Annotated in this window: 12 protein-coding genes; 7 read left to right on the plus strand and 5 right to left on the minus strand. The window is 71.1% G+C overall.

Annotated features, from left to right (window positions below; genetic code table 11):
* The first annotated feature begins 8 nt into the window (after positions 1–8).
* A complete protein-coding gene (locus tag KOI35_RS18910) occupies positions 9–890 on the plus strand; it encodes an alpha/beta fold hydrolase (protein WP_308121063.1) in 882 nt (293 codons plus the stop codon).
* Positions 887–1,558, plus strand: a complete 672-nt coding sequence (locus tag KOI35_RS18915; RefSeq protein ID WP_215788771.1) for an alpha/beta hydrolase — start codon at positions 887–889, stop codon at positions 1,556–1,558. The genes KOI35_RS18910 and KOI35_RS18915 overlap by 4 nt, the downstream gene beginning before the upstream one ends.
* Here KOI35_RS18915 and KOI35_RS18920 read toward each other — a convergent pair.
* Complete coding sequence (locus KOI35_RS18920; RefSeq protein WP_215788772.1) at positions 1,555–2,151, minus strand: TetR/AcrR family transcriptional regulator; 597 nt, start codon at positions 2,149–2,151, stop codon at positions 1,555–1,557. The two genes, KOI35_RS18915 and KOI35_RS18920, sit on opposite strands and share 4 nt — an antisense overlap.
* 40 nt (positions 2,152–2,191) lie before the next feature.
* Here KOI35_RS18920 and KOI35_RS18925 point away from each other — a divergent pair, with 40 nt between their 5' ends.
* From KOI35_RS18925 to KOI35_RS49325, 5 genes are all read left to right on the plus strand, one after another.
* Positions 2,192–3,058: an alpha/beta fold hydrolase gene (locus tag KOI35_RS18925; protein WP_215788773.1), complete on the plus strand. Its 867-nt coding sequence runs from the start codon at positions 2,192–2,194 to the stop codon at positions 3,056–3,058.
* A 10-nt stretch (positions 3,059–3,068) separates the two neighbouring features.
* Positions 3,069–3,977, plus strand: a complete 909-nt coding sequence (locus tag KOI35_RS18930) for a helix-turn-helix transcriptional regulator (protein ID WP_215788774.1) — start codon at positions 3,069–3,071, stop codon at positions 3,975–3,977.
* Positions 3,978–3,993: 16 nt separating this feature from the next.
* The gene (locus tag KOI35_RS18935) at positions 3,994–5,115 is read left to right on the plus strand and encodes an EcsC family protein (RefSeq protein WP_215788775.1); all 1,122 of its coding nucleotides are present in this window, start codon (positions 3,994–3,996) and stop codon (positions 5,113–5,115) included.
* A gap of 27 nt (positions 5,116–5,142) precedes the next feature.
* Positions 5,143–5,670 carry a hypothetical protein gene (locus KOI35_RS18940; protein ID WP_215788776.1) on the plus strand — a complete coding sequence of 176 codons (528 nt, stop codon included), beginning with the start codon at positions 5,143–5,145 and terminating at the stop codon, positions 5,668–5,670.
* Positions 5,671–5,738: 68 nt separating this feature from the next.
* Positions 5,739–6,215 carry a hypothetical protein gene (locus KOI35_RS49325; protein ID WP_215788777.1) on the plus strand — a complete coding sequence of 159 codons (477 nt, stop codon included), beginning with the start codon at positions 5,739–5,741 and terminating at the stop codon, positions 6,213–6,215.
* 27 nt (positions 6,216–6,242) lie between these two features.
* Here the strand turns inward: KOI35_RS49325 and KOI35_RS18950 are convergent, their stop codons facing one another.
* The 4 genes from KOI35_RS18950 to KOI35_RS18965 all read right to left on the minus strand — a co-directional run bounded on the left by KOI35_RS18950 (position 6,243) and on the right by KOI35_RS18965 (position 12,446).
* Positions 6,243–6,716, minus strand: coding sequence for a DUF8817 family protein (locus KOI35_RS18950; RefSeq protein WP_215788778.1), 474 nt, complete (start codon positions 6,714–6,716; stop codon positions 6,243–6,245).
* A 69-nt stretch (positions 6,717–6,785) separates the two neighbouring features.
* On the minus strand, positions 6,786–10,607 hold the full coding sequence (fxsT, locus tag KOI35_RS18955) for an FxSxx-COOH system tetratricopeptide repeat protein (protein ID WP_215788779.1): 3,822 nt from the start codon (positions 10,605–10,607) through the stop codon (positions 6,786–6,788).
* On the minus strand, positions 10,600–11,775 hold the full coding sequence (locus KOI35_RS18960; protein WP_246613418.1) for a TIR-like protein FxsC: 1,176 nt from the start codon (positions 11,773–11,775) through the stop codon (positions 10,600–10,602). The genes fxsT and KOI35_RS18960 overlap by 8 nt, the downstream gene beginning before the upstream one ends.
* Positions 11,775–12,446, minus strand: coding sequence for a TIR-like protein FxsC (locus KOI35_RS18965; RefSeq protein ID WP_215788781.1), 672 nt, complete (start codon positions 12,444–12,446; stop codon positions 11,775–11,777). Before KOI35_RS18965 ends, KOI35_RS18960 begins: the two co-directional genes overlap by 1 nt.
* Positions 12,447–12,474: the final 28 nt, after the last annotated feature.

A 12,474-nucleotide genomic window follows, 5' to 3' on the forward strand; every position in this document is an offset into this window, starting at 1 on the left:
GGGGCATCGTGGCGTTCACCGACGTCCGCACCGGCGACGGCCGCCGGCTCCGCTACGAAGAGTCCGGCGCGCGCGACGGCGTCCCGGTCTTCCTGCTGCACGGCACGCCCGGCAGCCGGCTCGGCCCCAAGCCCCGGGCCGGCGTCCTCTACCGGCTCGGCATCCGCCTGATCACGTACGACCGGCCCGGCTTCGGCGGCTCCGACCGCCACCAGGGCCGCCGGGTGGCCGACTGCGCGGCCGACGTGGCCACCATCGCCGACGACCTCGGCCTCGACCGGTTCACCGTGGTCGGCCGGTCCGGCGGCGGGCCGCACGCGCTGGCCTGCGCGGCCCTGCTCCCCGAACGGGTGACCCGGGCCGCCGTCCTGGTCAGCCTGGCCCCGCACGACGCCGAGATCGACTGGTTCGGCGGCATGATGCCGTCCAACGTGCAAGAGTTCGGCACCCCCGCCCAGGAGGAGTCCCGCCTGGTCGAGAGCCTCCGGTTACAGGCCGACCGGACCCGCCGCCGCCCGGTCAGCCTGCTCGAGTCGCTGCGCCGCGAGATCGCCGCCCCCGACCGCCAGGTGGTGCGCGACCTGAACATGCAGCAACTGCTCGTCGAGACGTACGCCGAGGCGATGCGCGGCGGCCCGTACGGCTGGATCGACGACGTGCTGGCCTCACGACGGGACTGGGGCTTCCCGTTGTCGGGGGTCCTTCAGCCCGTACGGGTGTGGCACGGCGCCGAGGACAATTGCGTGCCGCCCGCACACGCCCGCTGGCTGGCCGGACGCCTGCCCCACGCCGAGCTGACCGTGCAGACCGGCACGGCCCACTTCGGCGCGATGGAGATCCTGCCCGAGATCCTGTCCTGGCTGGCCCAGCCCGCCGCGGTCCTCGTATGAGCACGTTCGTCCTGGTGCCGGGCGCCTGGCACGGCGGATGGTGGTACGCGCCCCTGGCCGTCGAGCTGGAGAAACTCGGTCACCGCGCGGAATGTGTGACGCTCGCCGGGCTGTGGCCGGAGGACGACCTCACCCGGCGCCCGGTCAACCTCAGCAGCCACGTCGAACAGGTCACCGAGCTGGTGGCCGACCTGACGGCGCCGGGTGGGCAGGTGGTCCTGGTCGGGCACAGCTACGGCGGTCAGGTGATCAATGGCGCCGCCGACCGTGACCCGTCGAAGGTCAGCGCGCTCGTCCACCTCGACACCGACGTGGTCGAGGACGGCGAATCCTGCTGGGACGTGACCACCGACGAGAACCGGGCCTACTTCCTCGAGTCGGTCGGCGCGGACGGGCTCGGGCTGGCGCCGATGCCGTTCTTCGACGAGCGGGCCAAGCCGCACCCGTTCGCCACACTGCTCGAGAAGAGCCGCCTCACCGGGGCCTGGAAGCAGGTGCCGGTCAAGCGGTACGCCGCCGCCCTCGACACCCCGGGCGGTCTGCAGGCCCCGTCGACCATGGCCAAGCTGCGCGACGACCCCGACTGGCACTACGAGGAGTGGCCGGCCACGCACAACGTCCTGCGCGACGGTCCTGACCGGGTCCTGGCGCTTCTGCGCGACATCTAAAGGAACACGCGGCCGAGCTGGTCGTCGAGGATCCGCCGGGCCGCGGCGCCGTCGCGCTGGCCGCCCAGCACGCTCGAACCCAGACCGTTGGTCAGTGCGAGCAGCGCCGCCGCGGTCAGCGCCGGGTCGACGCCGGCCGCCACCTCGCCGGCCTCCTGAGCCGCGGCGATCTGCCGGGCCAGCAGGGACTCCAGCTTGTCGGGGTAGGTGGCGCCGTGCCGCTCGCCCAGCTCGGGCTCGCTGAACACCAGCGTGTAGAAACCGGTGTAGGCCCGCGTCAGCCGTACGCTCTCGTCGTCGGTGGGCAGGATGGCCGTGAGCGTGCCCTCGACGATGCTGCGCGGGGTCGCCGGACCGAGCGCCCGGATGCTCGCCGACACCCGCGCGGTGAGCTGTTCGCCCAGGTAGGCAAGAGCGGCCAACAGCAGTTCTTCCTTCGTACGGAAGTAGTACTGCACCAGACGCAGCGAGACACCCGCCTCGGCCGCCACCTCGCGCATGGTCGCCGACTGGAGGCCGCGCGTGCTGGCGATCCGCAGCAGCGCCTCCCCGATCTGCCGCCGTCGCACTTCATGGTCCACCCGCTTAGGCACGCCTTGATGATACGCTCGTATCATCAAAAGGGAGGCAACCATGCCGCTCGGCGAGTTCCGCAACGAACAGGCCCGCGCCAGCTTCTTCGCCGCCTACGACGATGCCGCCGCCCGGCTCTGGCCGTCCTCGTCGGCCGACTCCGACGTCCCCACCAGCTTCGGTACGACCCGGGTCCACCGGCTCGGTTCCGGCGCCGAAACGCCGTTCGTCCTGCTGCCCGGCTCGGGCGGCCCGTCGCTGATGTGGCACGCGTACGCCGCCCGCCTCGCCGCGGCCCGGCCGGTGATCGCGATCGACCCGGTCGGCGAACCGGGCCCGTCGGTGCAGACCCGCTCCATCGCCAGCGGCGACGAGTGGTCGCAGTGGCTCGGCGAAGTGCTCGCCGGACTCGGCGTCGGCCGGGCCCACCTGGTCGGCACCTCGTACGGCGGATGGATCGCCCTGCGCCACGCCCTGCGCTCACCGGACGCCGTGGCCAGCCTGACACTGTTCGACCCGGGCGGCTTCGGCCAGGTCAGCCGCAAGTTCATCGCCTGGGTCATCGCGGGCGGCCTGGCCGGGTTCACACCCCGCCCGGTCCGGCACGCGCTGGCCCGGCCTCTGCGCAACGAGGCCCTGCGCGACGACGACGCCATGCGGCTGGTCAGAGCCACCTTCGGCTTCCGGCGCCGGCACATGCCGCCCGCCCCGCTCACCGACGACGACCTCGCCCGGATCACCGCACCCACGCTGGTGCTCCTCGGCGGCCACAGCCAGCTCTACGACGCGCGTGAGGTGGCCGCCCGGATCAACACCCGGATGCCGCACGGGGTGGCCGAGATCGTGCCCGAGGCCGGCCACGACCTGGTCCTGCGGCGGCCCGCCGAGCTGGCCGAGCGGATCGTCACCACCGCCGCGGGCGGCTAAGGTTCGACCCGTGACCGGCGCCACCATCGAGAACAAGGCGACCCTGGTGTATTTCGGGGACGACTCGTTCGCGTACGCGGGAAGGCATGTGCACGACGAGGAGATGCGCGTCCACACGCACAGCTTCGTCGAGGTCGCGATCGTGGCCGGCGGCACCGGCGTGCACCACAGCCTCAACGGGCGCCAGACGCTGAAGGTCGGCGACGCCGTGCTGCTGCGGCCCGGCGTGTGGCACGGCTACGAGGAATGCGACGAGCTGGAGCTGTACAACTTCTGCTTCTCGGCCGAACTGCTGCGCCGCGAACTGGCCTGGACCCGCGACGACCCGCTCCTGGGCCACCTGCTGTGGACCGGCCCGTACGTGGAACGCCGCCGCGGCATCCTGGCCACCCACCTGTCCGGGCCGGAACGCGACGACTGCTTCGAACACCTGGACGCGCTGGCCGACCTGAGGTCCCGCCCGCAGCACCTGCACCGGGCCGACATGATCGCGCAGGTGGTGCTGGCCCTGGGCTGCGTGGCCCGGACACTCGGGGCGGACCTGCGCTCGGAACCCCTGCACCCGGCGGCGGTCGAGGTGATCCGCCGCATCGAGAGCGACCCGGCCCGCAACTGGACGCTGGCTGAACTGTCCGAGGGCCTGCACCTGGCGCCCGGCTACCTGGTCCGCTTGTTCAAGTCGGTCACCGGCCTGCCACCGGTGGCGTTCCTGTCCCGCCACCGGGTCGAACTGGCCGCCGAGAAACTGCTGCACACCGACCAGACCGTACGGGCGATCGCGGAGAGCGTCGGCTGGCCCGACCAGAACTATTTCGCGCGGCGGTTCCGGGCCCACTACGGCCTGACCGCCACCGAATACCGAACCCGTTTCACCCGCGGCAAGGAACTGGCCCCGCGAGCGGCCGACGACCCGTTCTGACCGGCTCAGCGCGCAGGTGCGCGACGGGCGTCGCGGACGGCCTGCGCTGCCTCGTCCCATCGAGTCGGCCGATCGGCCCGGTCGGCGGCTGGTCCCGGCCGATCGCCGATGCAACCATGGCCCCGTCAAGTGCCTGGGAGCAGGGAGTGTGATGAGCGCGGATACCGCGTCGGCCGCGATGAGCCCGTACGAGGGCCAGGTCTGGCAATCGCTCAACGAGCACTGGGAGCGCCGGAACAACCGCCGTGGCCTGCCGAATTGGGCGAGTACCGCGCTCGACCGCACGGGCGGGGCCGCACGGTCCGCCGCCGACCGGGCTTCGGGCGCACTGCCGGAAGTCGTCAAGCAACCCTTTCGCGTAATGGGGGACGCGGTCACCGGCGCAGCAGTCCGGCCGACGGTCGAGGCCGCGACGAAGTTGCTCGAACTGGTGAACTCCTGGGCCGACGAGCTCAACGACCCCAAGGGCGTTCAGAAGATCGCCCGCAAGCGCGGCCTCGAGATCGACAGCTTCCTCGAGTTGCGGCAGCAGGACCTCAAGGCCTGCGACCGGCTGCTGACCCGCAATACCCTCAAGTGGCAATCTCTGGGCGCGCTCGAGGGTGCCGGCATGGGCCTGCTGGCCATGGTGCCGGTCGGCGGATTCCTGGTTGCCATGACCGCAGACATTCTCGTTGTCCAGGTCTTGAGCCGATCGATCGCGTCGCGCATCGCCTACTCGTACGGCTACGACGCCAAGGACCCGGCCGAGCGAGCCTTCATCGATCGGCTGGTGACCCGCTCGTTCCTGGCCCAGGCGGCCAAGGCCGGGCCGTTGAACGAGGCCGCCCGGGCCGCTCACGCCATCAAGGGCCGCGTCAGGTGGTCGGACAAACTCCGCACGGACCACCGGCTCCTGGCCGCGATCGAGAAGTTGATGCAACATCTGGGGCCGGCCGGCGCCAAAGCCTCGGTCACCAATGTCGCCAAAGTCGTGCCGTTTGTCGGCGTCGTCGTCGGCGCCGGAACGAACGCCGCAGTTCTCGGTCGTGTGGCCGCCGACGCCCAGCGGTACTGCCAGACCCGATTCCTGTGCGACAAATACGGACTGCCGTTGCCGGCCGCGCTGCTGACCGACGAGGACGCCGCCGACGAATGACCGTGAGTGCCGTGTGATCATCCTGAGGTGACCAGCTTCGCCGCATGCGCTCGCCAGGTGCGTGATCTGAGCCTGGATCAGCGGGTGCGCAAGGTGCAGCTACGGAACTGCCTCTTCCACTTCGCGCCGTTCGGCTTCCGGGCCACCTGGAACAGCCTGGTCTCCACTCATCGCATCCCTGACCATATCGCGGCACATCCGGCATCCTTGGTGCACGCGCTTGACGAGCTTGAGGCGGCCCGTGCCCTGGTCGCACCGCGAGCGGCTGCCTTTGCCGCGCTTCGGCGTCGTCAGAAGAGAGACGGCCGGCGGGTGCCGATGACCTTGCATCCTTGGGATTCGTGGGGTTGCCACGCCATCGCCTATTGCCCCGACCCGCAGAGGTATCCCGACGAATCGCTGCCCGTCGTGGTGGGTCGGGTGCTCGAGGCGTGCGCCTCCGGAGCCGCCGATCCGGTTGCTGTCTGCATGGTCTGTGGCAGCAAGGACCGCCGTCCACGAAGGGCCTGCCCCAACTGCGGTGTCCTGCCGGGAGGTCGAAGCGATCCGATCTGAAGTCAGCGCGGCGCCACCGGATACCCGATCTCGGCCAGGTCGGCGAACTCGACCTCCGGGTTCAGGCGTTGTACGAGTTCGTCGTTGAGCGGCGTGGGGGCGAAGATCTCGGCGACGGCGTTCTCGATCTCGTAGTAGGCCTCGGCGAGGCGCCGGATTCGTCGAGCAGCGTTTCGAACAGGCAGCCGGCCCCGTCAGGATCATCGCCATCGGGCAGGTCGAGCTCGCCGCAATGCCAGCGGTCGTCGCCGGTGTCGCCGGAACCGTTTCGCATCGAGGCCATCTCCGGCCCGGGACCCCACCGGGAGTCGAACGTTGCTCGATCGATGGAGTTCACGGTCGCCATACCCGGCCGCGGCACTGTCACCTTCGACGACCTCGACGTTTACCACGAGGCGGGCATCGCGTCGTACTCAGCGTGCGTGTCCAAGGCCGGCTACAAGGTCATCGCCCGGTCCAAGCGCCTCAAGGTCACCGGTAAGGACTACGAAACCGGTCGTAAGGTCACACCGCGTAGCGTCAAGGTTTACATCGGCGAGTGTTGACAAGGCCATCTGCTGGCGCGGCAGCCGTCAGAGCCACGGGCAGGCGAACCGGATCTCGTTTCCGTCCGGATCCTGGACGGTGAAGCTCCGGATCCCGGCGCCGGGCCTCCCGTCACTCTCGAGGTCGCTGAGCTGCCGAACACCGCGGCCGGCCAGCGCTGCCCGTGTCGCTTCAGCGTCGCCGACATGGATGAGGCATGCGCCCGGGCCGACCACCGTTCCAGTCCTCGAGAGGTGAAGTTCGACGTCACCAGCGGCGAAAACGACGTATCCCGGCAACCGGTCGGACGCGAATCCCATTGACTCGTAGAACGCGATGGTGCGTTCCAGATCACTACACCGCATGATCGGGACCGTCGACAACGGCACGACAGCACCACCCGGCACGTCACCGTGCCGGCGAGGTGTTGCCAGCCGCGCAAGCCCTTGCTCCTGCGCGGCACGCCTCGCTTCGAGCTTTCGCTGCTGCGCGGCGAACTGTTCAGGCGTCAGTTCAGTCACTACACACCGCGTCCAGCGCGCTCCATGCCAACAACCGAATCACGTACGGCCGATGCCGTCTCGAACTTCTCAGAACGGGTGAGGATCGAGGGTGCGGTGCAGGTAGCGCCCCTCCCGAAACGCCTCCAGCGCCGGATGCGTCTCCCCCAGCGCCTCCCGCAAGCGGCGCTGCGCCTCGCGCTCGGCCGACGGATTGCGGCCCTCCAGGTCGGCCCGGATCAGGGTCAGGTTGGCGAACGCGCGGGCCGTGTCCGGATGTGCTGTGCCCAGGGTGACCGAGATGCGTTCGACCAGGGGCAGGATCATCGCGTACGCGTCGGGGACGGCACCCCATTCGGCGGTGAAGATGGCCTGGTTGAGGCGGGCCGCCAGCGAGTACGGGTGGTCGCCACCCAGGCGGCGTTCGAAGCCTTCGGCCGCCTCGCCGGCCAGGCGTCGTGCGGTGCCCAGGTCGGCCGTCGCGCGGGCCACCGTGGCCCGGTTGTTCAGGCAGGTCAGCGTGTGTGGGTGGGAGGCGCCCAGGCTGGTCCGGTAGGCCCGCTCGACCCGGGCCATCTCGTCGGCCGCGGTTTCCGGTTCGCCGGTCGCGGCCAGGCTCACCGCGCGACTCAGGCGGCAGGCCAGGGTTTCCGGGCTGTCGGGGCCGAGCAGGCGGTTCAGGTTGTCGTACGCGGTGTCGAGCCGGTTGGCCGCCTCGCGGGTGCGGCCGGCGCTGCGCTCGGAGACGGCCAGGTTGGCCATCACGCTGTAGATGCGGGGCGCGTTGTCGCCGAAGGCCTGCCGGCTGCGGGTGAGGATGTCCTGCAGCAGCACGATCGACTCGACGTATTCGCCGGCTTCGCGCAGGTCACGGCCGAGGTTGCTGCCCACCTGCAGGGTCAGCGTGTGCTGCTCGCCGAGCACCAGCGTGCACCGCTCGTACAGGTGGCGTTCGCGGTCGCGGGCCTCGCCGACCCGGCCGGACAGGCGCAGCGAACCGGCCAGGTTGTTCATGGCCATCATGGTGCGCAGCACGTCCTCGCCGAAGATCTCGGTCCAGGCGGCAGTGGTGCGTTCGTCGAGGCGCAGCGCGTCCGCGTAGAGGCCCATCGCGCGCAGTGAGGCGCCGAGGCCGCCCGCGGTGGCGAGGGTGTTGGGGTGGTAGTCGCCGAGCAGTTCGCGCTGCTCGGCGAGGACCTTCTCGTCGAGGGCGCGGGCCTCGTCGAACTCGGCCCGGTCGCGCAGGATGTTGCCGAGCTGGGTCTGCAGTTGCAGCCTCTGGCGCCGCAGGGAGAGGTCGTCGGACAGACTCCAGCGGCGCACGTACTCCTCGGCCAGCCGGCGGGCGTCGTTGTAGCCGCCGGACTGCCAGACGTAGCGGACCCGGTCGAGGATCAGGCGGCGCACCGACTCCTCGGCCGACTCGTAGGCCCGGGACACCTCCAGGTGCGGCCACAGCTGCCGGAACTTCGGCCAGGTGGCCGGGTCGTCGACCTCGCCGCTGGGGCGGGCCGCGGCCAGCACCTGATGCACCTGGCGGCGGGCCTCGTCGAGTTCGGCCTCGCTGAGCCGCTGCCGGACGACGTGCTGGACGATCCGGTGGACGTGGATCTGTCCGCCGCCGATGTCGAGCTTGAGCAGGGCGAGCCGGTTGATCTGCTGGACCAGCGCGCCCCGGTACATGGCGTCGGTGACCATCGGGTCGAGCGGGCTGAGCAGTTCGGCCATCCGGTCGCTGTAGATCAGGTCGAGGGCGATCTGCGGGGCCAGCACCGAGCACAGGGTGAGCAGCCGGTAGGCGGCGGCCGAGCGTTCCTCGAGGCGTTTGAGCGACAGGTCCCACACCGATTCCAGGCCGGCCGGGCCGAACTGTTCGATGTGCTGGAGGTAGCCGTCGATCGGGGCGCCGGTGTCGGCCAGCCAGGCCCCGGCCGCGGCGACCGCGATCGGCAGGTCGCCCAGCAGCTCGGCCAGCCGCGCCGCGTCCTCGCCGCGCAGGCTGGGTACGCGCCGGCGCAGGTGGGCCACGCTCTCGCGGCGGTCGAAGACGTCGACCGGGACGAGCTGGGCCCGGTCGCCCCAGCCGGCGTCGCGGGACGTGACGATGACGTGCCCGCCGGGGCCGCTGGGCAGGAACCGGCTGACCGTCGAGATGTCCTCGGCGTTGTCGAAGACGATCAGCCAGCGGCTCAGGCTCCGGCCGCGGCGCAGGGCGCCCAGCACGGCCTGGGCCTGATCGGCGATGCCGGTGCCGGGGCCGAGGCCGAGCTCGCGGGCGAGGTCGGACAGCTGGGTGTCGACGAAGGTGACCGGGTCGGCGTTGATCCACCACACGAAGTCGTACGCGTTGCGGAAGCGGTGGGCGTACTCCATCGCGACCTGGGTCTTGCCGATGCCGCCCATGCCCTGCAGGGCGACCGGGGAGGCACCGGAGAGCACCACCGGGCCGCTGCCCGTCTGCAGGCGTTCGCGCAGGTCGAGCAGGTCCTTCTCGCGGCCGGTGAACTGGACGTTGCGGATCGGGGCGTTGAACAGCACCGTCGAGCGGCCCGGGTAGCGCAGCCCGATGCGGCCGCGGTCGAACTCGTCGGCCGGGTGCCCGGCCAGCCTCAGGAGTCGGGCGACGGCCACCTCTTCGGTCTGGCCGGCCAGGTAGGCCGAGTCGCGTTCGGGCTGGCCGCGCAGGGCACTCACGTCCGACACGTACGCGACCAGGGGTGTACGGGCGTCGCGGGGAACACGCGACTGCTCAAAAGGGGCGTTGGAGCCGGAGATCACGGTCAGCACGCGCCCGTCGCCGGCCGGAAGCGCGTCGGTGTCGGCCCAGGACGTATGCACGGTGACGCCGGCCGCCTCGAGCACCCGGGTGATCCACTCGGCCCAGATCCGGTCGTCGGGGGCGTAGCGCAGCGCGATCTCGGTCTCGGGCAGCATCGACGGGCGCACGAACCGCGCCGCCCAGCGCTCGCGCAGCGGTTCCGGCATGGCCGGCAGCGCGGTGATCTCGCCGTCGGTCAGGTACTTCGTGATCGTCTCGTACGCGGCCAGCATCGAGCTGCGCGAGCCGGGCCGGTCGCCGAAGGTGGCCAGGGTCTCCTCGTACGCGTAGAACGGCACGTAGGGCACCTCGACCGTGGACCAGTAGGCGTCGCGTTCGGCCGCCGTCATCGCGGCCGGCAGCCCGCCGAACCGTTGCCGGGCGGCGAGCCGGCCCGCGTCGGCGCGTTGCAGTTCGGCCAGGTCGACACGCATCGGCACGGGCAGGATCCGGATCTGCCGGCGGCCCTGCTGCGACGCCACGTTGGCGGCCACGGTGGCGGCGCCGTCGATGCCCTGCTCGCTGAACGTGAAGCAGTCGATCAGCACGTCGGGCATGTGGACCGTGCAGATCCCGGCGACGTCGCTCCATCCCGTACGGGAATCGATCAAAGCGTAGTCGTAGCGCTTCTTCATGTCCTCGCGCAGCGCGTCGAACAGCTGGCCGCCGCCGTAGCGCTCGTAGAACTCGTCCCAGTCGCGCTCGTAGACGCTGCGCGCGTAGTCCTGGTTCTGGCTGCCCGCGCCCAGGAAGTCGAGCGTCGCGCCCTCAGGGAAGTGTTCCCAGTCGATCGTGAAGGCGTGCCGGCTGACCCGGGCGTAGTCGCGGTGCCAGTCGTCGTCGCGGTCGACGTCGGTCAGGGTGGCCTGCTCGTAGCCGCGGACCAGCTCGATCACGCCGCCCGAGTCGGCCAGCGCGTCCGGGTCGATGAAGGGCCGGAAGAAACGGTGCAGGCCGGGCGATTCCAGGTCCCAGTCGGCGACCAGCACCCGTTTCCCGGCGGCGGCCAGGATCCAGGCCACGTTGGCCAGGGCCATGGTGCGGCCGGTGCCGCCCTTGTACGAGTAGAACGTGACGACCTTGCCGTCAGGCATCCGGGCCCCCGTCGATCCTGGGCAGTGGCGTGTCGGCGCCCTTGGGCAGGAAGACCGGGGCGTGGCGCCGGTACGCCGTGCAGGCCTGGTCGATGATGGACGGCATCCGCTCGACCAGCCGGTCGGCGTCGCGCAGCAGGGTGATGCGGTTGCGGGCGATCCCGGCCGCGGCCAGCGTATCGGCCACGGTGGCGTGCAGTGCGGTGCCACGCGCGGCGTACTCGGGGTCGGTGCGGTCGGCGACCAGCAGCACGGTCGCCCATTCCGGGATCTGCCCGGCCAGCCCGGTCAGGCGGGCCAGGCCGTCTCCGGTCGCGGCCAGCCACGGGTCGATCAGCACCAGCGCCGCCCCCTGGTCGAGCACGCCGAGATCGGCCGGGCGGTCGACGATGCGGGCGGGCTGTCCGAGGCGCTCGGCCACGTTGGCCACGTACTCGGCGATCGGGAACTGGTGCAGATCGCGATAGGGGGTCCAGGAGCGAGGGGCGTTCCCGTACGGATCCTCGGCGCGGCCCCCGGGCAGATCGGCGCGCTGCGGGGCGAGCACGGCCACGGTGAACAGGATCTCGGTCGGCGCGGTCGGTTCGGCCGTGACCTCGTCGATCGCCACGGCCAGGGGCGCCGGGCGCGGCGCCTCGGCGGCCAGGGTGACGATCCGGTAGGCCAGCCGGCGGACGACCGTGCGGTACTGCTTGCGGTACAGCGCGAGCCTCGACATGGCCTGCAGACCCTCGTCGGCGTACTCGGGAATGCCCGACCCGAGCCGCAGCGCCGACGACCGCTCGGTCTCGTGCTCCCAGGGCGGCCACGGCACCCACAGCACCGGCACCAGGAAGTGGTCGGCCATGGCCGGGTCGGCGTAGCGGCTGGCGAAGGAGGCCCGCTCGCGCAGCGGCCACGACTTGTTGAAATAGCCCGGCGAGTAGAGCGCGACGAAGACGTCGGTGCTGCTCAGCACGTCGGCCAGGGCGGCCTTCCAGTCGGTCAGCGGCTGCACCAGGTTGTCGTAGTAGCCGACCTGGGTGCGGCGGTCGGCCCCGACCAGCCGGGCCACCTCGGCCGACAGTTCGGTGAAGAGCTGGCCGGCCCAATGGTCGCTGTCCGGCCGGTCGTCGGCGCGCAGCCGCACCGAGTGGCCGTAGCTGAGGTAGAAGTAGTTCCGGGCCATCACGCCGCCCTCCGCTCGAAGTCGGTGCGCAGATCGTCCGAGCCGGTCAGGCGCAGGGGCTCGACCCAGTAGTTGTGGTGGATGTCGACGACCCGCTGCGCGATCCGCCAGACGATCGCCTCGTAGACCACCTGCCTTCCCGTACGCAGGAGCCCGAGCAGGCCCTCGCTCTGGTAATCGGCTCGGAAGTCGTCGCGCAGCCGGGTCGGCACGAACATGTTGACGTCCGACACCACGGGCGGCAGCGGCGTGCCCAGCGGGGTCCACAGCACCGGCACGACGGCGGTCTCGTAGAGCTGGGCGTGGTCGTGGCGGGGCCGTACCCGGCGGCGGGTGAACAGGTCCCACTCGCGGGCGCACCACTCGCTGCCGGTCAGGTAGGGCGTGGACAGCAGGCTGATCAGCACCTGGCTGGTGCCGGCCGCGTGCAGCAGCTGCCGTTCCCACAGCTCGCCGCCGCCGCGGGCCACGTCGAGGAAGCCGGGGTCGCGGCCGGGCATCGAGCCGATCAGGTTGTTGACGTTCTCGCTGAGCTCGTCGAAGAACTGCATGACGAACCGGTTGGGCTCGCGCGGCGGGCCGGCGCCGTGCTTCGGCGGGTCGGGCCGCCAGTAGCTCAGGAAGAACACCGGGGCGGCCGGATCGTCACGCCCCGGCGCCGCAGTCTGCATCGCGTCCTCACTCACCGGACGCCCAGTC

Source organism: Paractinoplanes bogorensis (assembly GCF_018829635.1).
GTDB classification, from domain to species: domain Bacteria; phylum Actinomycetota; class Actinomycetes; order Mycobacteriales; family Micromonosporaceae; genus Actinoplanes; species Actinoplanes bogorensis.